Genomic DNA, 22,794 nt, shown 5'->3' with positions numbered 1-22,794 from the left:
AGTAAAGCAATTAAAAACAACGCGACACTCACTTTTTTGCAAGGATTTTCATGATACGCTCAAAGTTATATCAACCAGGCTGATTGAGCCTATCCTGACAGGGTTTGTTTCTCATGAAAATTTTGTCATTTGCGAAGTTGAACGAGATCACAAAATGAAAAGAAACCTGAAAATACGGGAAATTGCCGCGCAAACGGGGTTATCGATCAGTACGGTTTCACGCGTCTTGTCTGGTAAGGCCAATACCAGCGAGTCGGCCAAAAGGCGCATTCTCGACTGCGCCAGACAGTACGGCGTACTGGATAACCTGGTTACCGGGCGTCTGCTGCTGAACGGTCTGATGGTCTTTGCGCCGCAGCGGGCATTTGACGTGCGGTCTGACATCTTTTACCACAAAGTGATCCAAAGTATTATCGACGCGCTGGCGCCGCATGAGGTTCGTCTCCGCTACTGCGGCCTCGACGAAAATGACAGCGATGTTCCCCTGTTTCTGGAAAAGATGAACGACCCGGATACGGAAGCGGCGATATTGATCGGGATTGACGATCCCTATATTCATTCGCTGGCGGCCGATATGGGTAAACCCTGCATTCTGATTAACTGTATCGATCGCAAAATGAAACTGCCCGGCGTCGCGCCCAACCATCGGTTGATCGGCGAACACTCGGCCAATTATTTGATTGAGCAAGGGCATCGCGACGTGCTGAGCCTGCTGTGTTTGCGGCGCTATACCATGGAGTGGCGGCTGGCGGGGATCCGCGATGCTTATCAGCACCACAATCTGCCGTTCGTCGATCAATACAATTTGCTGGCGATACAGAATTTCAGTACGGCCGAATCCGAACAGGCGGTGAGCGAGTTTCTGGCGCGCTGTCCGCAAGAAAAAAGACCGACGGCGATCCTGGCGGGCGGCGATTTTATGGCGGTGGGCGCCGTGAACGCGCTGCATCAGGCCGGATTACGCGTACCGCAGGAGGTGTCGGTAATGAGCATGGATGGCTTCAATCTGGCGTCCATTCACGACATTCCGCTGACTTCCGTCCATGTTCCGCGCGAGGAGTTGGGCGAGGAAGCGGTCCGGCAACTGCAATATCTGTTGATGCGCCCGGACGCCCCCACAGGCAACCTGCTATTAAACGGGAAACTGGTGATCCGCGACTCGGTCAGGCGTATTCGTCCCAGCACGACGCACTCGCCGGTACAAAAAGATCATCTCTATGACTGATGCATTAACCGACGGGTGCCGGGCGCGCTTGAGCGCATCAATTCAGGCTTCTGCGCCGTCCTGATTATCCCGTAGCCATTGCCGCGCCGCGTCGAAGAAATTCTGCGCCAGCGGCGTCACTTTCCCCGGCGGGGCCACCACGATAGCCGCCTGTCGGCGCATCGCCGGCAACGTAACCGCGCGCAGCTTCAGGGCCGGCGTCATTTCCGCCAGCAGACTGCCGCGCGGTACGAGCGCGCACCCCAGGCCGATAAACACGCTCTGGATCTGTTGCAAGATCGAACTGCTCTCTATTTTCACCCGGGGCGTCATGTTCGCTTCATGAAAATGAGTGTCCAGATAACGCCGGAAGTAGCGGCTGGATTCCGCCAGACACAGCGGCAACGCGGTCAGTTCGCTTAACGCCAGCGGCGCATCCCCGACCAGTTGAGGAAAATGCCGAGGATGAAACAACACGTCAACCCCCTGCCCGGCCAGTTGCGCCGCCTGGAAACGCCATTCCTGCAAGATGGCGACTTCAAAAAAGCCGATGCCGACATCGACGGAATGGGCATGCAGGGCTTCTAATAACCGATCGGCGCTAAACAGCGATATCTGAAAATCCAGTTCCGGGTAGCTTCGACCGACGGCGGCCAGCAATCGCGGCAGCGCAATATTGCTTTGCGGAACCGCGCCAATGCGCAATACGCCCCCGGCGCCGCGCTTCAGCGCCGCAACGTCCAGTTTCAGCCCCTGATAGACGGAAACTATCTCCTTTGCCCAGGCCAGTACCCGCTCGCCTTCCGCGGTGAAACCTTCGAAATTATTTCCCCGGTTGATCAGCGCCAGACCCAGTTCCCGCTCCAGATTTTTCAAGCGCATCGACAGCGTCGGCTGGCTAACGAAACTGGCTTCCGCCGCCCGGCCGAAATGACGTTCTTTTTCCAGATTGCACAGGTAAATCAACTGCTTTATGTCCATTGCGGTATTCTCTCGTGAGGCGTGTCGTGAGTATATTAACGCATGCTTTTAGTCATGCGCGCCTGAACCTCGACGAATGCTTGTCTAGATAACTACCCATCTATACTATCTTGACTGATAAGCCAACGGGAGAAAGACGACATGATTGATAAGAATTCCTTTATCCCTTTTTATCTGCAAATTGAGCAGATATTGAGTCGTCAGATACGAGAAAATGCGCTGAAGCCCGGCGATCCGCTGCCGACCGAGGCGGAAATGTGTCAGCAATATCAGGTTTCGCGCATGACGGCGCGCAAGGCGGTGGATTATCTGGTCAGACAAGGGTTGGTCGAACGCTTTCGCGGCCGGGGAACTTTTGTCGCCCGGCCGGATACGCAGGTAAAAGTTCAGTTGCCGCTGGATCAGCATCTGACATCCAGCGAAGTCGCCAACAGCACCCAGCGCAAGATCGTCAATCAGTTGCTGCATTTTTCCCAGCAACCGGCGACGGATGATATCGCCGACGCGCTCCAGATTGCCGAAAACACGCCGGTTCACTATATGGTGCGTCTGCGTTTGATTGACGGCACGCCGTTTGTCTATGAGCAATCCTGGATGAATCTGGCGTTGTTCCCCGACCTGAGCGCACAGGCGCTCAGCCAGTCCAAATACGCCTACCTGAAATCGAAAGGCTACGACGCCGTAGGCAGCCATAAGGAGATCTTCGCCGAGCTTCCCTCCTCCGAAGTACGGGAAGCGCTGGGGCTGGCGCGCGATGAGCCTGTTCTGCGCGCCAGCGTGGTCGCCTTCTTCGCCGACCGCGTCCCTTTCGAACTGTCGAATGTCTATTACAATCAGCGGCGCTATACCTTTACCCTTGATGCGCCGCTGCGTCCATTGTTAGCGCTGTAACCGCCTATTTCAGTTCCGGCCAATACCCCTTATTGGCGACAATCAGCGCATCCAGCACCTTGCGGGCTTTTTTGGCATCGACCACCAGTCGGTTAATCGTCAGCGCCTGCAACGCTTTATTGTAGGAGCCTTCGAACCAGGCTTCGACAGTCAGACGCTCATAGGCGAACTGTTGCTCAATCATCCCCTTATAGAAGGTCGGAATATTGCCGACGCCATAGGGCCGCGGCCCGTTGCTGCCCAGCGTCGCCGCCACCTCCACCATCGCCGTATCGTCCAGGTTATTCACCAGCCCGTTGTTTTCCACGATCACCACGAAAATCCGGTGCTGGTTATAGGCGATGGATTCCGCCACCTCCACAATCATGTCGCCGTGCGCATCGTTATGCACCACGCTGGCGCTTTTCGTGGTGCCGGCTTTCACCGCATCGCGGCAGCTTTCAAACACCCGTTTTTCCCGGCCCGCCATCACTTCGTTGGCGCGGGTAAAATTCGGATCCAGCTTGCTGAGCTTATAGTCGGGGTAGAGGTAATATTGCAGGTAGGTATTCGGCAGGTAGTCCGGGAAATCACGCAGCATATCGGCGACGACCGCATAGGTCTCCAGCCACGAACGATCCCGCTGCTCCGCGTCCGCCGGCTTAAAGCCCTGATTACTGATGATTTCTTTCAACTGCGGCAGCAGATCCACGCCGGCGCGATCGTACAGATGGGTAAACCAGCCGAAGTGGTTCAGACCGAAATAGACAGGTTCAAATTCGTTGACGTCCCGCCCCAGTAAACGGGCATACGAGCGCAGCAGGTTGACCGGCTGGTCGCAAATATTCAGGATGCGCCGGTCATGGGGGAACTTCACCCGCAGCGCATCGGCCACAATGGCCGCCGGATTGGTATAGTTCAGGATCCATGCATCCGGCGAACGGGTGCGAACATTCTGCACCAGTTCAATCATATCGCCGATAGAACGCAGCCCATAGGCAAAACCGCCCGGCCCGCAGGTTTCCTGTCCAATCACTCCCAGAGAGAGCGGGATTTTCTCATCCTTCTCGCGCATTTCATAACCGCCGGTGCGCATCTGGCAGAAGACAAAATCCACATCATGAAAGGCTTCATCAATATCGGTGGTATAGGAAAACGCCAGCGCCGGGTACTCTTCGCTGAACAGCAACCGGGCGAAGTCGCCAATCACCGTCTGGCGTTCGGCATTGACGTCGAACATCACCAACCGCCTGAGCGGAAAGGTACTCTGCCGTTTACACAACGCTTTCAGCAGGCCCGGCGTCCAGGTTGACCCGCCACCGACAATCACAATACTGTATGTCTTCGTCATAACCATTTCCCGTTTTATCCGCTTCAGATTAAGTTACGTTGTCACACCAAGCGCGATTTTGACATCATTGGCGATTTTTTCCACCTTCGGGCCGTAAATGACCTGGATGTTATGCTCGTTCACCCGCTTGATGCCGTTCGCGCCGGTCGTCATCAATGTCTTATCCACCACCAGATTCATGTCTTTTACCTGCACGCGTAAACGGGTAAAGCAGCAGTCCACTTCCGCAATATTGCCCTCGCCGCCCAATCCGCTGATGATGTTTTGCGTACGCTCATCGGCGCTGACCGGCGCGGTTTCCGCCGGCTGTTCTTCCGATTCCCGCCCCGGCGTTTCCACGCCCATCCGTCTGATAATGGTTTTGAACACGAAGTAATAAGCCGCGAAATAGAACAGCCCCAGTAACACCGCATACCACCACTTGGTTTTCAATCCGCCCAATACGCCGAACACCAGCAAATCAATCGCGCCGCCCTGAATATTGCCGATCATCAGTTGCAGCACGGACATCAGCATGAAGGACAACCCGCTCAGCGCCGCATGCAGCAGATATAACACCGGCGAGACGAAGATGAAGCAGAACTCCAGCGGTTCGGTAATCCCGGTGGTGAACGAGGCCAGCCCCCCGGCCAGCATCAACGCTTTCACCCGCTTTTTATGCTCGGGACGGGCGCATTGGTACATCGCCAACGCCGCCCCAGGCAGCCCGAACATCATGATGGGAATTTTGCCCTGCGCCAGAAACTGGGTCGCATTGCGGATAATGTCGTCGCTGACCGCCCCCGGATTGGTCAGCGACGCATTAAAGATATTCAGCGCGCCGACCACCGTTTCATTATTGATGGTGGCCACGCCGCCGATGGGCGTAAAGCGCACGGTTTCATTCAGAATATGGTGCAACCCGGTAGGGATCAGAATGCGCTCGGAAAAGCCATACAGAAACGCGCCATACTGCCCGCTGTGTCCAATCAATTCCCCGACCCAGGCGATGCCGCTGCCGATGGTCGGCCAAATCAGCGCCAGCCCGACGCCGACTAACGGCAGGCAGGCCACCGTGACGATCGGCACAAAGCGGCGGCCGCCGAAAAAGCTGATGGCGGTGGGCAACTCGATGGTGTAGAAACGGTTGTGCAGCATCACCGTGATCACCCCGGCTATCACGCCGCCCAACACGCTCATGTTGTAGGTGAAGATCCCCAGCGTCTGGGTAAACTCGGCGGCGTACATCAATGCGGCGGTATGATCCATCCCGGTCGCCGTCAACGCGTCAATCGCGGTGGTGGCCGGCGTCAAATTCTGCGCCGTCAGCGTCGCCCTTACCCCGACATGCATGGAAATAAAGCCGATCACGGCGGCAAAGGCCGCCGTCGGTTTCTCGGCGTTGGCCAGGCCAATCGCGCTGGCGACCGCAAAAAACAGCGGCAGATTGGCAAACAGCGCGCCGGCTATCTGGCGAATAAATCCGATAATCAACTGCGGGATCTGCATATTGGCGAATGCCTCGCCGGTGACGGCCGGGTTTTGCATCGCCGCCGCCAGCCCCAGGAAAATCCCGGCTGCGGCGATAACCGAAATCGGCATCATCAGTGCCTTACCAAAGGCGTGAACCTTATTGCCAAGATCTTTCATTATTTGCCCTTCCTGTTTTTCCGTACTGGTTAAGTAATAGCCGGAAAACACCCCACTTTGTATATACAACTAGACAAAAAAATCAAGATTCTGCACCCGGTCACACTTTATTTACGATAAACGCCATCTATCCCGCCATTGCCCTATTTGATTAGACGAGATGGCGCGCACCACCTAGACTCGCGGCAGAAGAGCAAATCATTAAAGAAATGTTCACATATTAAAAACATTCTCACCTGCGGATCTCGCCATGAAATTCAAACCATCCATCAAGCCATACCGCAGCGCGGCTGGCGGCTGGGGCTCATTGGAAGCCACCACCCGTTTTGTGCTGGACAGCAAGCAAGCGCTGAAAAATATCCGAAACTTGTTACGGGTCAATAAAGCCAAAGGTTTTGACTGTCCCGGCTGCGCCTGGGGCGACGATAACCACAGCACCTTCAGCTTCTGTGAAAACGGCGCTAAAGCGGTAAGTTGGGAAGCCACGCGCAAAGCGGTGGATCTGGAATTTTTCGCCGCGCACAGCGTCTCGACCCTGCGTCAGCAAAGCGATTACTTTCTGGAATATCAGGGGCGGCTGACCCAGCCGATGCGCTACGACCGCACAACCGATCGCTACGTCCCCATCCGTTGGGACGATGCCTTTGCCTTGATTGCGCAACATATCAGGGCGATGGATCATGCCAATCAGTTGGAGCTGTATACATCGGGGCGGGCAAGCAACGAAGCTTCTTATCTGTATCAACTGTTTGGCCGCATGCTGGGTACCAACAACTTTCCCGACTGCTCCAACATGTGCCATGAGGCCAGCGGTACCGGACTGAAACAGAGCATCGGCGTGGGTAAAGGCACAATTCGTCTGGATGATTTCGAGCATGCCGACGCCATTTTCGTATTCGGCCAGAATCCCGGCACCAATCATCCCAGGATGCTGCACAGCCTGCGCCATGCCGCCGATCGCGGCGCGCACATCGTTTCGTTCAATACGCTGCGCGAACGCGGACTGGAGCGTTTCGCCAACCCGCAAAATCCTCTGGAGTTGTTGACGCCGCTGGCGGGCGATATTAGCGAAACCTACCTGCAACCCAATCTGGGCGGCGATATGGCCGCCGTGCGCGGCATAGTGAAAGCGCTGTTGGAAACGCACCGCCAACGCCTGAACGCCGGCGAAAACGGGCTGTTTGACGAAGAATTCCTCTCTGCCCATACCCGACAGGTTGAAGCCTATCTGGCGGCGATCGACGACACCAGCTGGCAAAAAATCGAACGGCAGTCCGGCCTGAGCGCCGCGCAATTGCGCGGCGTGGCCGCAATTTACCAACAATCGCCGCGGGTGATTTGCACCTGGGCGATGGGCGTAACCCAGCATAAACACTCGGTGGCGACGGTGCGTGAAATCGTTAACCTGCAACTCTTGTTCGGCCAGTTAGGCAAACCCGGCGCCGGGCTGTGTCCGGTACGCGGACACAGTAACGTGCAGGGGAACCGAACGATGGGGATCGACGAAAAACCCGCGGCCGATTTTCTGGCGCGGCTGGCCGCACGCTTTAACTTTACGCCGCCGCACGCGGCGGGTCATAACACAGTGGAAGCGCTGGAAGCCATGCTGCGCGATGAAGTGAAAGTGCTCATCGCGCTGGGCGGAAACCTTGCCGCCGCCGCGCCGGATTCGCCGCGCACCGAAGCCGCGCTGCGCCGTTGCGATCTGACGGTACACATCAGCACCAAACTGAACCGCAGCCATCTGATTACCGGAAAAGTTGATGCCTTGATCCTGCCCGCGCTGGGGCGAACCGATCTCGATATACAGGCCGCCGGGCCGCAGTTTATTACCGTGGAAGACTCCTTCAGCATGGTGCATGCCTCCGAGGGCGTCGGCCAGCCGTTGTCTGCGTTGCAACGTTCGGAAACCGCGATTGTGGCGGGCATCGCCGACGCCGTATTGGGCAAGGGAAAACTGGACTGGCCGGCGCTGGCGGATGACTATTCCCGTATCCGCGATCATATTGCCGCCACCATCCCCGGCTTTGAGAATTTCAACGAAAAATGCAATCTGCCGGGCGGATTTTACCTCGGCAATGCGGCGGCCGAACTGCGCTTCGCAACCGCCAGCGGCAAGGCCGAATTCAGTCATGCCGCGCTGCCGGATTCGCTGTTTCCGCAGTTGGATGAAGCGGTTCCCTTCACGCTGCAAACGCTGCGCTCGCACGATCAGTACAACACCACGATTTATGGTCTCGACGATCGCTACCGCGGCGTCTACGGTCAGCGCGAAGTGCTGTTCATCCACCCTGACGATATGGCGGCGCAAGGGCTGGCGGACGGCGACCTGGTGGATATCGAAACCCTGTGGCATGACGGCATAACCCGTAAAGTCAGCGGCTTCCGGCTGGTCGGCTACCAGATTCCACGCGGTAATCTGGCGGCCTATTATCCGGAAACCAATCCGCTGGTTCCGCTGTCCAGCTACGGCGACGAAACCTTTACCCCGACGTCAAAATCCGTGCCGGTGAAGATTTCCCGCAGTGAGCAAACCGCAGCGCCGATCCATACGCGCCGAGTATAAACCGCAAATCCGCTATCTGGGACGATCGTTACTCCGATCGTCCCGCGTATTTATAAAGGAGGGCTGTAAAAAATGCGTATTAAACCAGAAGAAAGGCTTTAATCGGAAATGACATTTCATGATGATGATCTGGGTGACCGGCGGCTACTCTCTCCAGGCGTTTACCCCTCGGGCATCAAGATCAATCGTCGGCATTACCGCTGTTTTTCCATCATAGAAAAACGCCGAGTTACTGAATGAATAGATTTTCCCTGTCAGTCTGACCGTAATACGGCTTCCCACGCCGGATACAGACGCATCGCCTCGATCCGCCGTCATAAATGGCGTCGAATCGCCCAGAACTTCCATCGGGTCACCGTCAATTCGGTGATAGAGATAATAGCGATATATATCAGAATCCGTCGCGCCGGCGTCCTGATATTTAGTGACATAAAGCCAAATGTTTTCGGTAAGCGACTTTTGACTGTAAAGCCGATCATGATAAGGGCCAGATGTCATGTACTGAACAATGCAGAATAGGATGACAGCGGCCAATAGCGCGACGGTTAGCAACCGATGACCCCATTTAATAGCCGTGCTTATTTGCATAGTCTATCCCTTGTTGAATCCAGAACTGGTCGCGGGGGCCATCGCCATAAGGCGGCTTCTGACACCAGGATCCCCACGCGGAAGTGGGAAACCGCCTGAAGGCATAAGGGGAATAACGGCCATTATTGTCTCCATTCAGGGCTATGCGTTCCTTGTGCGTCGACGTTTATAGCAGAGGAAAAGGAATAATCCAGAATAAGAAATGGATATTGAGAGAATTCTCACTTTATCGTTGTTTTATCGTGAAGAAGAGCGGATGTTTTTTAACTTGTCGTTAAGGACAAGTTAATTGGCGGGGTATCAACTGGCCGACGAATACCCCGGCCGTCTCGCATCTTTGCTTTCTTAAATGACCGGCATCACACATGCCCGCAACCTTGTTTCGTCTCTGTCAATTATCCTGCTATCAACGCTTGCCGCCGGCATCCGATTCGCGTAAAACTGTCAGCCGCTAATCGAGCTACTTATAACCATATTTTTGGACGCTATGTTTCAAGATAATCCGCTGCTTGCACAGCTAAAACAGCAACTTCACTCACAGACGCCACGGGTTGAAGGTGTCGTCAAAGGCACTGATAAAGGGTTTGGCTTTCTTGAAGCTGACGCACAAAAAAGCTATTTCATCCCGCCGCCGCACATGAAAAAAGTGATGCACGGCGACCGTATCACCGCCACCCTGCACACGGAAAAAGAACGCGAAATCGCCGAGCCGGAAACGCTGCTCGAACCTTTCCTGAGTCGCTTTGTCGGCCGCGTGCAAAAAAAAGACGATCGTTTATCCATCATCCCCGATCATCCGCTGCTGAAAGATGCGATTTCCTGCCGCCCCGCACGCGACGTCAGCCATACATTTCAAAATGGCGACTGGGCCGTGGCGGAGATGCGCCGTCATCCGCTCAAGGGCGACCGCGGATTCCATGCCGAATTGACCCAATTCATCACCACCGGCGACGATCCGCTGGCGCCGTGGTGGGTGACATTGTCACGCCATAATCTGGAGCGCGCCGCGCCCGAGGCCGAGGCCACCGAACGCAACGATGGTTCTCTGGCGCGTGAAGACCTGACCGCGCTGGATTTCGTTACCATCGACAGCGCCAGCACCGAAGATATGGACGATGCGCTGTACGTGCAGGATAACGGCGCGGGCGCGTTGCAACTGACCATCGCCATTGCCGATCCCACCGCCTACGTCGAAGCAGGCAGCGAACTGGATAACATCGCTCGCCAGCGCGCCTTCACTAATTATCTGCCCGGCTTCAATATTCCGATGCTGCCGCGCCAACTGTCGGACGATATCTGCTCGCTGCGTCCGAATGAGCGCCGTCCGGTTCTCGCCTGCCGCGTCACAATCAACGCCGACGGTTCTCTGGGCGACGACATTCAATTCTTTGCCGCCTGGATCGAATCCAAGGCCAAGCTGGCCTATGACGATGTGTCCGACTGGCTGGAGCAACAGGGCGACTGGCAACCGCCGAGCGATGCCATCGCGCAACAAATTCGCCTGCTGCACCGCGTTTGTCTGGCGCGCAACGAATGGCGCACCGCGCATGCGCTGGTATTCAAAGACCGCCCGGATTACCGCTTCCTGCTGGGAGAAAAAGGCGAAGTGCTGGATATCGTCGTCGAACCGCGGCGCATCGCCAACCGCATCGTCGAAGAAGCGATGATCGCGGCTAACGTCTGCGCCGCCGTCGTGCTGCGCGACAAACTGGGATTCGGCATCTACAACGTGCATAACGGTTTCGATCCGGCCTCCGTCGAACAGGCGGTATCGGTATTGGATTCGTTCGGCATACAGGCCGATGCCCAGACCTTGCTGACCCTTGACGGTTTCTGTTCCCTGCGCCGCGAGTTGGACGCCTTGCCGACCTCATTCCTGGACGGTCGCATCCGTCGCTTCCAGTCATTCGCCGAAGTCAGCACCACGCCGGGGCCGCACTTTGGTCTGGGGCTGGAGGCCTACGCCACCTGGACCTCGCCGATTCGTAAGTATGGCGATATGGTTAACCACCGCCTGCTGAAAGCGGTGATCGCCGGTCAACCGGCGGAGAAACCCCAGGATGACGTCACCGTGCAACTGTCGGAACGTCGCCGCCTTAACCGGATGGCGGAACGCGACGTCGGCGACTGGTTATACGCCCGCTTCCTGAAGGATAAAGCGGGAACCGATACGCGCTTCCCGGCCGAGATTATGGATGTCACCCGCGGCGGCCTGCGCGTGCGCCTGCTGGATAACGGCGCGGTGGCGTTTATCCCCTCCTCCTTCATCCACTCGGTACGCGACGAGCTGGTGTGCAGCCAGGATACCGGTACGGTATTGGTAAAAGGCGAAGAAGTTTACCGTCAGGGCGACGCTCTGGATGTCGTGATTGCGGAAGTTCGCCTCGAAACCCGCAGCGTCATCGCCAAACCCGCAGCATAATGTTCCTTTGTCGCTGGCTCATTCGTGGGCCAGCCACGGCATATTTTTCTATCGCAGGAGATTGCAGATGAACAAGATCACGATAGGCACATCCAGGTTATACGCATCGAACATTGCTTTAGGCTGCATGAGAATGGATTCGCTAACGCCGGCTCAGGCCGCGGAAGTCATTCAGGCCTCGATTGATGCCGGCATCGACTTTTTCGATCATGCCGATATTTATGGCGCGGGCAAATCAGAAGAAATTTTTGCCGCTGGCTTACAGAAAACCGGCGTTAGTCGTGACGCTATCGTTCTGCAATCGAAATGCGGCATTCGCAAAGGCGTTTTCGATTTTTCCCGACAGCACATCATCTCCTCGGTGGAAGGCAGCCTGCGGCGCTTAAAAACCGACTATCTTGACGCCCTGCTGCTGCATCGTCCGGATACCCTGTTCGAACCCGACGAAGTGGCCGCCGCTTTCGATACGCTGGAAAAAAGCGGCAAAGTGCGTTATTTCGGCGTCAGCAATCAACATCCGCTGCAAATCGAACTGCTTAAAAAATCGGTGCGCCAACCGCTGATTGCCAATCAGCTTCAGTTCAGCATTATGCACACCGGTATGATTGACGCGGGCTTTAACGTCAACATGACCAACGCGTCGGCCGCCGATCGCGACGGCGCTATTCTGGAATATAGTCGGCTGCACGATATGACTATCCAGGCATGGTCGCCTTTTCAATACGGTTTCTTCGAAGGCGTTTTTCTGGATAACGAAAAATTTCCTGAGCTGAATGCCGTTATCGACCGTATCGCCAGTCAGTATCAGGTAAAAAACACCGCCATCGCCACCGCCTGGATTTTGCGTCATCCGGCCAATATGCAGGTGATCGTCGGCAGTATGAACCCTGCGCGTATTGGTGATATTGCGCTGGCGTCGGCGCTGCGGCTGAGCCGTGACGAGTGGTATGAGATCTACCGCGCGGCGGGTAACGTTCTTCCTTAACGGGTTATCAGCCCTGTGATTAACGACAGGGCTTGCTTACAACAGCCAATTCCTTGTTTATCCCCTCTCTTTCACACTTTTTCAGCGATTAATGGTTCTCACGTTTAAATTTCTTTACAGAAATTTATGGTTGCTCACATTTTCATATCCGCCCGCTTCTCTTCGGCATTAAACCCACTATTGTTAAATTGCCTTAACAGTCGCGCTACACATCTTCCTGAGTAACGAAGGAGCCGTTGTTATGAATAACGTCAAGAGCATCGTGATCTGGCTATTGGTTGGTTTGGCGGGCGCCGTCGCGTTCGCCATGCTGGCCTTAAGCCGCGGTGAGCACGTGAATGCCGTATGGCTGGTTGTCGCATCCGTAGCTTGTTACAGCATTGCCTACCGTTTCTATAGTTTGTTTATCGCCAAAAAAGTCTTCGAACTGGATGACCGACGCTTAACACCGGCGGAACGTCACAATGACGGGCTGGACTATGTCCCGACCAATAAATGGGTGCTGTTCGGCCACCATTTTGCGGCCATTGCCGGCGCCGGGCCGCTGGTCGGCCCCATTCTCGCCGCGCAGATGGGCTTTCTGCCCGGCACCATCTGGATTTTGGTGGGCGTAATGCTGGCCGGCGCGGTGCAGGATTTCCTGGTGCTGTTTATTTCAACCCGGCGCGACGGACGTTCTTTGGGCGAAATGGCGAAACAGGAGCTGGGCGCCTTTGCCGGCGTGATCACCATGCTTGGCGCCCTGGGCGTGATGATCATTATCCTTTCGGCGTTGGCGCTGGTGGTGGTAAAAGCCCTGGCGGACAGTCCATGGGGATTATTCACCATCGCCGCCACCATTCCTATCGCACTGTTCATGGGCGTATACATGCGTTTCCTGCGTCCGGGGAAAATCGCGGAAGTGTCGATCATCGGTTTTGTGTTGATGATGCTGGCGATTGTCTATGGCGGCAATATCGCCGCGCACCCCTACTGGGGTCCCTTCTTCACCTTAAAAGGCACCTCGCTGACCTGGGCGCTGGTGATTTACGGTTTTATCGCCTCCGTGCTACCGGTCTGGTTGCTGCTGGCGCCGCGTGATTATCTCTCCACCTTCCTGAAAATCGGCGTGATCGTCGGGTTGGCGGTGGGGATCGTCTTTGCCATGCCGGAAATGAAAATGCCCGCCGTTTCACGCTTTATCGACGGCAGCGGGCCGGTGTTCTCCGGCAGCCTGTTCCCCTTCCTGTTTATTACTATCGCCTGCGGCGCGATTTCCGGCTTCCATGCGCTGGTTTCCAGCGGCACCACGCCGAAACTGGTGGAACGCGAGAGCCACATCCGTTTCATCGGTTACGGCGCCATGCTGATGGAGTCCTTTGTCGCCATTATGGCGTTGATTTGCGCATCGGTCATCGAACCCGGCGTTTATTTCGCCATGAACTCGCCGGCGGCGCTGATCGGCACCACGGTGGAAAACGCCTCGCAGGTCATTAATGGCTGGGGATTCGTCATTACGCCGGAAGCGCTTGCCGAGATTGCCCGAGACGTGGGCGAGGCCTCGGTGCTGTCGCGCGCGGGCGGCGCCCCGACCTTCGCGGTGGGAATGGCTTATATCATCACCGAAATCTTTAACAGCCGGGCGATGATGGCCTTCTGGTATCACTTCGCCATCCTTTTTGAAGCGCTGTTTATTCTGACCGCCGTTGACGCCGGCACCCGCGCCTGCCGCTTTATGGTGCAGGATCTGGTGGGCGTGGTGATCCCCAAACTGGCGAACAGTCATTCGTGGCTCGGCAATCTGGCGGGTACTACCGTGGCCGTCGCCGGCTGGGGATTCTTCGTTTATCAGGGCGTGATCGACCCGCTGGGCGGCATCAATACGCTGTGGCCGCTGTTTGGCATCGGCAACCAGATGCTGGCGTCCATGGCGTTGATTCTCGGCACCGTGGTGTTGTTCAAGATGAAGAAACAGCGTTATGCCTGGGTGACCATCCTGCCGACCATCTGGCTGTTTATCACCTCGATGACCGCCGGCTGGCAGAAGATTTTCCATGAACAGGCCAACATCGGCTTTCTGGCTCAGGCCAGACGTTTCTCCGCCGGTATTGAACAAGGCACGCTGATTGCCCCGGCCAAAACGATCAAGGATATGGAAACCATCGTGTTCAGCAATCAGATTAACGCTGCGCTGTGCGGTTTCTTTATGCTGGTCGCCGTGACGATGCTGATATCGGCGTTCTTCGTTATTCGGCGCGCGTTGAACAGCCAAACGCCGACGGCGCAGGAAACCGCGGTGGTTTTACGTGAGGAAACGCATACGGCCAAGTAAGCCGAGGTAACAGACTCCCCGCCGTCGCCGGCGGGGAGTTTTTTATTGTCCGTAGTACGCGTTTTTACCGTGTTTACGCAGGTAGTGTTTATCCAGCAAGGTTTGCTGCATAGCGCTGAGATCGGGAGCGAGTTGACGGGAAAAAAGCCCCATATAGGCGATTTCTTCCAATACCACGGCATTATGCACCGCATTATCTGCGTCTTTACCCCAGGCGAAGGGGCCGTGCGCATTGACTAACGCCGCCGGAATATCGGATGGCGAAAGATGCCGGGAATGAAAGGTTTCAACAATCACCTTACCGGTTTCCCACTCATAACGGCCGTTAATTTCCTCATCGGTCATTAAACGCGTGCATGGGATCGCGCCATAGAAATAATCGGCATGCGTGGTTCCCCAGGCGGGAATATCGTTGCCGGACTGCGCCCAGATGGTGGCATGGCGGGAATGGGTATGGACGATGCCGCCAATATCAGGGAACGCCTGATACAGCACGCGGTGGGTATCGGTATCCGAAGAGGGCTTTTTCGTTCCATCCATCACCTTCCCGCTCTCCAGCTCAACGACAACCATGTCATCCGCCGTCATAACGTCATACTCGACCCCGGACGGTTTAATCACCATCAGTCCGCGAGATCGGTCGACCGCGCTGACATTGCCCCAGGTAAATGTCACTAACTGATGCTGCGGCAGCGCCAGATTGGCTTTTAATACCTGTTTTTTCAGTTCGTCTAACATAGTCAGCTCCCGCGCAATGGTATGAAACCATTCTCCTTAGCGCCGACCGTCGCCGCTATGGGCTAAATCGCTAAAGATCCGGCAGGGTTCTGCTGTCTGATACGCATTTTATTTTACCGGCGCGTTTCAAAAAACCATCAATTTTACCAATTATTGCTATCAGTGTCGTAACGTAAGGGAATTAAGATTTTTTACCTGTTGCGGTTTTTCCCGAGGATTATACTACTCACCAAGCTACAGAGGCTCAGCACTATTATTTAATTTCGTAAAAAAGTCGCAGTACGATATTTCCTCACTAAAGAAAACGGTGAGGTCAGCGTGAAAAGGGGAAAATATGAAAGTGAACAAACAATTTGCCAGCGCAGCCTTAGCCATCGTCCTGACAGTTGCCTTAGCTGGCTGCTCAAATATGTCCAAGCGCGATCGCAACACCGCGATTGGCGCGGGCGCTGGGGCTGTCGGCGGCGCCATCTTAACCGACGGCGGCACATTAGGCACGTTGGGCGGCGCCGCCATCGGGGGGCTTATCGGCCGTCAGGTGGACTAATCATTCAATCATTCAGCGTTTTTGTGAAAATGGAGCTTCGGCTCCATTTTTACTTTCCATCATTGCCTTAACCGCCCGCCAGCTTCACCTTCATGCCTTTCGCTTCCAGCAGTTGCTTGAGCAAATCACGCTTGTCACCCTGAATTTCAATGACGCCCTCTTTTACCGACCCGCCGCAGCCGCATTTTTTCTTCAATTCCGCGGCCAGTTTCGCCAGCGCGTCATCATCAAGTTCGACGCCGCTAATCACGCAAACGCCCTTGCCTTTGCGCCCGCTGGTCTGACGCTGGATACGGACGATGCCGTCGCCTTGCGGACGCGCAACCTTCTCTTCTTCCGGCTTGATGCGCCCGGTTTCCGTGGAATAAACCAGCCGGCTTTCATCATTACGCTTCATCGCTCACGCCTCCGCGGCCAGGGACGCCCGGATCTCACGCAGCGTTTTCGCCGGGTCGGCGGACTGGGTGATTGGACGACCGATCACCATATAATCCACCCCGGCCTGCTGGGCCTGAAGCGGCGTCATGATACGGCGCTGATCGCCGGCGTCGCTGCCCGCGGGACGAATTCCCGGCGTGACCAGCTTAAAATTCTCGTCGCACGCCTGCTTTAAACGTTCCGCTTCATGGGCGGAGCAGACCACGCCGTCAAGGCCGCAGTTATAGGTCAGCAACGCCAGCCTTTCCGCCTGCTCGGCCGGGCTGGCCGTAATGCCGAGATCGCGCAGGTCTTCCGCTTCCAGGCTGGTCAGTACCGTAACGGCGATCAAGAGCGGCGCGTCGTCGCCGAATGGCAGCAACGCGTCTTTCGCCGCCATCATCATCCGCGCGCCGCCGCCGGCATGCACATTCACCATCCAGACCCCCAGATCGGCGGCGGCGGCGACCGCATGGGCGGTGGTATTCGGAATATCGTGAAATTTCAGATCGAGGAAAACATCAAAACCACGCTGCTGGAGCGATTTTACAAACTGGGGGCCGAACAGGGTGAACATCTCTTTGCCCACTTTCAGCCGACAATCCTGCGGGGAAATGCGATCAACAAACGACAACGCGGCGCGCTGATCGGCATAATCCAGAGCCACAATGATTGGGGATGATGCGGCCAGGTTATTTTCTGTTAGATTTTCGTTTTTCACTCTTGTCACCCCTTGATTTAACAAAGCCGGTATTCGCGACTAAAATGCCCGCCGCATTCTACATGCCCCGCCGTTGAAATCCCAGCCGCCTGTCAGGCTAATGGCATCACCGTTAGCTGCTGGAACCGTATGGGTAGCCAAACATAAAGTATGTTGTAACTAAAGCGGCTGTTTCTCAAACCGGCGACGGCCTCAATCGGTATTGATTATTGTCCATCTAATCCACGAATAGGTTTCATGCTGGCCCAACTGCGGCAGGAAGGACAATGCCAATATAAAGACTGCGAGGTAAAACCACATTTGCGGCAGCTATAGCGCGGTTTGGTGCGGATTTGCTCGCCGACCATATCGCGCAGAACCAACAGGCTCTCTTTCGCCCGGCCGTCTTCCGCTTCATTCAGGTGGTAATCCATCAGGCGATGGAATACGCGCATGGTCGGATGCCGCTGGAGCTGACGATTGATATAGACCTGGGCCGCTTCCGTACCCTGATCCTGTTCAATGATGTCGGCCAGCATCAGTTCCGCCGCGGCGCCGGTATTTTCCTCGACGCAGCGCGTCAGAAACGCCGCCCAGTCCTGAGGCTGCTGTAAATACTGATAGCACTCTTGCAGCATCGACAGCGTTTCGCTGACCAGCTCTTTATCCTGTTCAAGCACCTGTTGCAGCGCGTCCACCGCGCGGGCGTATTGCTGCTGCGCCATATAGATACGCCCCATCATGATCGAGACGCGGGCGCACTGTTTATCGGCGGCGGCCCCCTTCTTCAACAGGGCCAGCGCCTTATCCAGATCGTCACTGCCCATGGCCAGCAACGCCTGCTCGCAGTAAAAGTGGGCGATGTCGGCCTTGAGCGAATCTTCCCCCATTTTGACCAGCGTTTCCGCCACATCGATGGCGTTTAACCAGTCGCTGGTCGCCTGATGGATCAGCAACAACTGTTGCAGGGCGCTGCGGCGGAAATCCTCTTCGTCCACCAGTTGTTTGAGAATTTCTTCCGCGCGGTCATACAGGCCGGCGGCCATGTAGTCGCGGCCAAGCTGTTGCACCGCCAGCAAACGTTGCTCAAAGGAAAGCGAGGTGCTTTCGGTCAACGCCTGATGAATACGGATAGCGCGATCGACTTCGCCGCGTGAACGGAACAGATTGCCGAGGGTGAGATGTGCTTCAAAGGTATTGCTGTCGTCTTTGAGCATATCGAGAAACAATTCAACCGCTTTATCCTGCTGGTTGGAGAGCAGGAAGTTTACCCCGGTGACATACTCGCGCGACAGACGGTTGGATTCTTGCTCTTTGTCCTGCTGCGCACTTCTGCGGCCCATGTACCAACCATAAGCGGCGGCCACAGGCAGCAACAGAAACAGCAGTTCTAGCATAGAAAATGATTCCTTAGTGGGTGGCAGGCTGCGCTGGCGTCAGGCTTTCTTCATTTGAGGCAGAAAGTTGTTGTTCCAGACGCTTGATTTTACGTTGCGCGCGGCCTAACGCAATGCGCTGACGCAGATAAAACAGACCGCAAATTACCCAACCAAGGACAAACCCGGTGGCAAACAGTGTGGCGAGCAGCGTCGATATACGATAATCCCCTTGCGCCAGCAGATAATTAAACGTAATCGTCTGATCGTTGTGCGCACCCAGTGTGACAGAAATGATGAATATCGCCAGCACGAGTAAAAAAATCAGCAAGTATTTCACGCTCTATTTCCTGTGGTATCCCATTAACCAAATGAATTATGCCAAATTTTGGCGATAAACCCCATAAAATTCCCATTTCCCCGGCAGACAGGGAAAGTTTAGCGTCCCGATCCCGGTGTTCACCCCGCCTGCCGGACATGTGTAAGACAGGCCGCGTAAGCGCCCGGCTCGTCGCCGCCAAGCTTGTTATTTATTCCAAGCTGAATAAAAATGACTAACGAGCGTCAGCAGGAGGAGCACATGTCAAAACAGGACGAGCAACGATTATTGGTCAAGATCGCTACGCTTTATTATAGCGAAGGGATGAAACAAGCAGAAATCGCCGAATCGCTTCATTTATCGCAGTCATTCGTATCACGGGCCATCACGCGTTGCGTTAAAGACGGGGTGGTCAAAATCAGCGTCATTCAACCCCCGAACATGTTTATGACGCTGGAGTCGGCGATTCAAAAGCGGTACGCCATTGATCAGGCGATTGTGGTCGATGTGGCCGATAACGCCAATCTCTCGCAGGTCAAACAGGCTATCGGCTCCGCCGCCGCGCACTATGCCCAGACCAGTATTCGTCCTGACGATTTGGTCGGCATTTCCTCCTGGAGCAGCACCTTGCGCGCCATGGTCGACAATCTGCATCCATTGAGCGTCAAGGCGCAGGGCGTGATCCAGCTATTGGGGGGCGTGGGGCCGAACGGCAACGTTCAGGCGACCATTCTGACGCAAACGCTGGCTAACCAACTGAACTGCCCCGCCTATCTGTTGCCGGCGCAAAGTATCGAGCGTTCAGTGGAAGATCGTGCGCGACTGGTCGCCAGCGATGAAGTTTCCAGCGTGGTCGCCAAGTTCGGTGAAGTGAGTCTGGCGCTGGTCGGCATTGGCGTACTGGAGCCTTCCCAACTGTTAAAAAATTCCGGTAACTACTATCACGAAGAGATGTTACGGCTGCTGGCGGAGCGCGGCGCGGTCGGCGATCTTTGCCTGCATTACTATAATGCCGAGGGGGAACCGGTTTTGCAGGATGACGAAGATCCGGTCATCGGCATGACGCTGCCGCAATTACGCCGCTGTCCGCGGGTTGTGGCGCTGGCCGGCGGCGTGGAAAAAAGCGCCGCCATTCGGGGCGCTTTAATGGGCGACTACATCGATGTGCTGATTACCGACCGGCTTACCGCCGAAACGCTGGTATAAGCCGCGCGCCGGCGCAAACCGGCGATTTATGCTTCCGAGTTGATCGACGACAGCAGCGCATCCTGGACGATCCGCTGCGCCTGCAACGGGTTTTGCGCTTCCTGCGCGGTCTGAAGCGCCGAAATATCGAGTTTATCCAACGCACGATAGATATGCTTCAGGAAACGGATAGACAACCGGGCCGCTTCAACATGATTTTCACGGAACGGGAACTGGTCGAGTTGCCACACGCCCTGCCAGTTATTGATTTTCAGGACATAGAAAAACTCGAAAATTTCGGTCATATGAACGGTGCCCACGACTAAATCATCATCCCAGCCGCGCAGGTTGTCGTTAACATCCATCCCAAACAGGCGGCCGCGGTCGATGATTAACTGCGCGGAATCGGCCGGCGATTCGCCGCCGTACAGCGCATGTCCGAAATCCAGCAACACCCCGACGTTGTCCAGACCGATATCTTCAATCCCCAACAAGGTGCGCGCGGCGGAGTCCCAGGTCATTTTCACCCGCGGCTCGCGCGGCTTATACTCGATGGCGAATTTTACATCCGGGTTGGCGCCGGCCAGATCGCGCATGCCGTCGACGGCCAGTTTCCACAGATTTTTATGGCTCACCTGGAACGGATAATCCCAACCGTCCTGGCCCGGCCACACTTTGACGTAGTTCGCGCCCAGTTCGCGCACAATGCCGGCGGATTCATGCATCAGTTCAAACGCCGCCGCCCGCGCGGCAGGATCGGGATTGGTGAAAGCGCCGCGCGCCCATTTTTGCAGATAAATTTCCGGCGTCACGCCAATCGCCTTGAGCCCGGCATCTTTTAATGCTTCTTTGACTTCGCTCAGCGTCACGCCCGGCGTGAACGGATAAGGCAAATCGACATAAGATAACTCGCCGACCTCTTTAGCGGCCTTAATCTGGTCCAGCGTGCTCAGCGCCGGCCCATAACCATCAACAGCATACCGATCGATATAATTCGCAAAATGCCATAAACCAGCGCCGAACTCAGGATAGCTATAAGTTGCCATAATTAAATCACCTCTTTGATTTGTGATGAGATGCTTGCGGATCGTCAGTAAGCATCCGGTTCGCTTACTGCTCAGGCTGGTAACGGGCGCGGGCCACCGCGCTTTGCCAGCGTTGGTAACTCGCCTGAACGGCCGATGCATTCGCCGTACAGGGTTCGATATATTCCACGTCTCTCGGCAGCGCCGCCAGTTGCTCGCCGCTCTGCCACCACCCCAGTGCTTTCCCGCCCAGATAGGCCGCCCCCAGCGCGGATACCTCGGCGTTATGATTACGAATCAGAGGACGTTGCAGCAGATCGGCCTGAAATTGCATCAGCCAGCGGTTTTGCGTCGCGCCGCCATCCACGCGCAGCGCCGGCAACGCGCAGCCAGAGGCCTGTTCCATGGCAAAAAAAACATCGGCGATCTGATACGCGATCGACTCAAGACCGGCACGGGCGATCACGGCAGGCGTGGCGGCGTCGGTCAGGCCGCACAGCATGCCGCGCGCCTGCGTATCCCAATGAGGCGCGCCCAGCCCCGACAACGCAGGGACGAAAAAAACGTTCTGGTTGGATGCGGCGCCTAGCGCCAGTTCGGTGAGTTGCGGCAGCGAAGGGATCCCCAGCATGGCGCCGATCCAGGCAAAACCCGAACCCGTATGGGTAATATTGCCTTCCAACGCGTAGCGCAGTTCGCCGTCATGCCAGGCTATAGTGGTGCTGAGTCCGTGGTTGTTCGCGTACGGGCGCGCGATCGTCGTCATCAGCGATGAGCCGGTGCCGTAGGTGGCCTTGATTTCTCCGCTCTGATTGCTCCCCTGCCCGTATAACGCCGCGTGCGAATCGCCGATAAGCGCGACGATCGGCACCCCGGCGGGCAATCCCTCGATATCCGTCAGCGCAGTGTGACCCTGTAACGCAGCCGAAGGCGTCACCACCGGCAGACAGACGCTGGGGATGCTGAACAAGGCCAGCAAATCTTCATCCCAACATCCGCGGTGAATATCAAAAAGCTGGGTGCGGGCGGCATTGGAATAATCCGTTGAGAAGATCCGGCCGCCGCTGAGCCGCCAGTTGAGCCAGCAGTCGACGGTGCCGATACAGAGCGCCCCCTGGGAAGCGCGCGCCATCCCGTCCGGCAAGTCGGCCAGCATACTGTGGATTTTTGCCGCCGGGAACAGCGGATCCAACGGCAATCCGGTCCGTTGTTCAATCAACAAGGCTTCCGCGCTGCCTTTTAATGCCTGACAGAAGCGTTCAGACCGGCGATCCTGCCAACTGACCAGCGGCGTCAGCGGTCGCCCGCTTTGCCGATCCCAGATGACGACCGACTCCCGCTGATTGCTGATGGCGATCCCCGCGATGCGTACCCGGCGCTGCGACGCCAGACAGGCTTCCACCGCCTGACGAACCGCCTGCCAGATGGCCATGGCGTCCTGTTCCGCCCGCCCCGGTTCAGGATGCGACACGCGTAACGCCACCGACGCCTTGGCGAGAATATGCCCCGAGGCGTCTACCGCGATGGCTTTGGCATTCGTCGTGCCTTCATCAATTGCCAGAATAACCGGTGTGAACATA

Annotated in this window: 19 protein-coding genes; 8 read left to right on the top strand and 11 right to left on the bottom strand. The window is 56.1% G+C overall.

Features of this window, described 5'->3' with window-relative positions:
• Nucleotides 1-154 precede the first annotated feature (154 nt).
• The gene (locus ABRZ26_RS00375; protein ID WP_319602283.1) at nt 155-1,225 is read left to right on the top strand and encodes a LacI family DNA-binding transcriptional regulator; all 1,071 of its coding nucleotides are present in this window, start codon (nt 155-157) and stop codon (nt 1,223-1,225) included.
• Between the two features lie 42 nt (nt 1,226-1,267).
• Here the strand turns inward: ABRZ26_RS00375 and ABRZ26_RS00370 are convergent, their stop codons facing one another.
• Nucleotides 1,268-2,185, bottom strand: coding sequence for a LysR family transcriptional regulator (locus ABRZ26_RS00370; protein ID WP_319602282.1), 918 nt, complete (start codon nt 2,183-2,185; stop codon nt 1,268-1,270).
• A gap of 141 nt (nt 2,186-2,326) precedes the next feature.
• Here ABRZ26_RS00370 and ABRZ26_RS00365 point away from each other — a divergent pair, with 141 nt between their 5' ends.
• Nucleotides 2,327-3,076 (top strand): GntR family transcriptional regulator, encoded by a 750-nt coding sequence (locus ABRZ26_RS00365; protein WP_319602281.1) that lies wholly within the window; start codon nt 2,327-2,329, stop codon nt 3,074-3,076.
• Between the two features lie 4 nt (nt 3,077-3,080).
• Here the strand turns inward: ABRZ26_RS00365 and ABRZ26_RS00360 are convergent, their stop codons facing one another.
• A complete protein-coding gene (locus tag ABRZ26_RS00360) occupies nt 3,081-4,406 on the bottom strand; it encodes a 6-phospho-alpha-glucosidase (protein ID WP_319602280.1) in 1,326 nt (441 codons plus the stop codon).
• Nucleotides 4,407-4,439: 33 nt separating this feature from the next.
• A complete protein-coding gene (locus tag ABRZ26_RS00355; RefSeq protein ID WP_319602279.1) occupies nt 4,440-6,035 on the bottom strand; it encodes a PTS transporter subunit EIIC in 1,596 nt (531 codons plus the stop codon).
• A 250-nt stretch (nt 6,036-6,285) separates the two neighbouring features.
• Between ABRZ26_RS00355 and ABRZ26_RS00350 the strand changes: the two genes are divergently transcribed.
• Nucleotides 6,286-8,601 (top strand): FdhF/YdeP family oxidoreductase, encoded by a 2,316-nt coding sequence (locus ABRZ26_RS00350; RefSeq protein WP_319602278.1) that lies wholly within the window; start codon nt 6,286-6,288, stop codon nt 8,599-8,601.
• 144 nt (nt 8,602-8,745) lie between these two features.
• Here the strand turns inward: ABRZ26_RS00350 and ABRZ26_RS00345 are convergent, their stop codons facing one another.
• Nucleotides 8,746-9,189, bottom strand: a complete 444-nt coding sequence (locus ABRZ26_RS00345; RefSeq protein ID WP_319602277.1) for a hypothetical protein — start codon at nt 9,187-9,189, stop codon at nt 8,746-8,748.
• 487 nt (nt 9,190-9,676) lie between these two features.
• Between ABRZ26_RS00345 and ABRZ26_RS00340 the strand changes: the two genes are divergently transcribed.
• The 3 genes from ABRZ26_RS00340 (at nt 9,677) to ABRZ26_RS00330 (ending at nt 14,907) form a co-directional block, all read left to right on the top strand.
• Nucleotides 9,677-11,611 carry an exoribonuclease II gene (locus ABRZ26_RS00340; RefSeq protein WP_319602276.1) on the top strand — a complete coding sequence of 645 codons (1,935 nt, stop codon included), beginning with the start codon at nt 9,677-9,679 and terminating at the stop codon, nt 11,609-11,611.
• Between the two features lie 67 nt (nt 11,612-11,678).
• Nucleotides 11,679-12,596: an aldo/keto reductase gene (locus tag ABRZ26_RS00335; protein WP_319602275.1), complete on the top strand. Its 918-nt coding sequence runs from the start codon at nt 11,679-11,681 to the stop codon at nt 12,594-12,596.
• A 241-nt stretch (nt 12,597-12,837) separates the two neighbouring features.
• Nucleotides 12,838-14,907 carry a carbon starvation CstA family protein gene (locus ABRZ26_RS00330; RefSeq protein ID WP_319602274.1) on the top strand — a complete coding sequence of 690 codons (2,070 nt, stop codon included), beginning with the start codon at nt 12,838-12,840 and terminating at the stop codon, nt 14,905-14,907.
• A gap of 42 nt (nt 14,908-14,949) precedes the next feature.
• On the opposite strand, the gene araD is transcribed toward ABRZ26_RS00330, so the two are convergent.
• Nucleotides 14,950-15,645: an L-ribulose-5-phosphate 4-epimerase gene (araD, locus tag ABRZ26_RS00325; protein ID WP_319602273.1), complete on the bottom strand. Its 696-nt coding sequence runs from the start codon at nt 15,643-15,645 to the stop codon at nt 14,950-14,952.
• 334 nt (nt 15,646-15,979) lie between these two features.
• Between araD and osmB the strand changes: the two genes are divergently transcribed.
• Complete coding sequence (gene osmB / locus ABRZ26_RS00320) at nt 15,980-16,192, top strand: osmotically-inducible lipoprotein OsmB (RefSeq protein WP_319602272.1); 213 nt, start codon at nt 15,980-15,982, stop codon at nt 16,190-16,192.
• Nucleotides 16,193-16,259: 67 nt separating this feature from the next.
• On the opposite strand, the gene yciH is transcribed toward osmB, so the two are convergent.
• The 4 genes from yciH to ABRZ26_RS00300 form a co-directional block, all read right to left on the bottom strand.
• A complete protein-coding gene (yciH, locus tag ABRZ26_RS00315; RefSeq protein ID WP_319602271.1) occupies nt 16,260-16,589 on the bottom strand; it encodes a stress response translation initiation inhibitor YciH in 330 nt (109 codons plus the stop codon).
• Between the two features lie 3 nt (nt 16,590-16,592).
• Complete coding sequence (gene pyrF, locus ABRZ26_RS00310) at nt 16,593-17,330, bottom strand: orotidine-5'-phosphate decarboxylase (RefSeq protein ID WP_319602270.1); 738 nt, start codon at nt 17,328-17,330, stop codon at nt 16,593-16,595.
• A 206-nt stretch (nt 17,331-17,536) separates the two neighbouring features.
• Nucleotides 17,537-18,706, bottom strand: coding sequence for a lipopolysaccharide assembly protein LapB (lapB, locus tag ABRZ26_RS00305; RefSeq protein WP_319602269.1), 1,170 nt, complete (start codon nt 18,704-18,706; stop codon nt 17,537-17,539).
• 13 nt (nt 18,707-18,719) lie between these two features.
• Complete coding sequence (locus tag ABRZ26_RS00300; RefSeq protein ID WP_319602268.1) at nt 18,720-19,025, bottom strand: LapA family protein; 306 nt, start codon at nt 19,023-19,025, stop codon at nt 18,720-18,722.
• A 240-nt stretch (nt 19,026-19,265) separates the two neighbouring features.
• Between ABRZ26_RS00300 and ABRZ26_RS00295 the strand changes: the two genes are divergently transcribed.
• On the top strand, nt 19,266-20,210 hold the full coding sequence (locus ABRZ26_RS00295; protein WP_319602267.1) for a sugar-binding transcriptional regulator: 945 nt from the start codon (nt 19,266-19,268) through the stop codon (nt 20,208-20,210).
• A gap of 26 nt (nt 20,211-20,236) precedes the next feature.
• On the opposite strand, the gene ABRZ26_RS00290 is transcribed toward ABRZ26_RS00295, so the two are convergent.
• The gene (locus tag ABRZ26_RS00290) at nt 20,237-21,235 is read right to left on the bottom strand and encodes a sugar phosphate isomerase/epimerase family protein (protein WP_319602266.1); all 999 of its coding nucleotides are present in this window, start codon (nt 21,233-21,235) and stop codon (nt 20,237-20,239) included.
• A 64-nt stretch (nt 21,236-21,299) separates the two neighbouring features.
• A complete protein-coding gene (locus ABRZ26_RS00285; protein ID WP_319602265.1) occupies nt 21,300-22,793 on the bottom strand; it encodes an FGGY family carbohydrate kinase in 1,494 nt (497 codons plus the stop codon).
• Between the last annotated feature and the right edge of the window lies 1 nt (nt 22,794).

It is taken from the genome of Brenneria sp. L4-2C (assembly GCF_040240335.1).
GTDB lineage: Bacteria > Pseudomonadota > Gammaproteobacteria > Enterobacterales > Enterobacteriaceae > Brenneria.
This window is presented reverse-complemented; position numbering and strand designations above follow the sequence as displayed.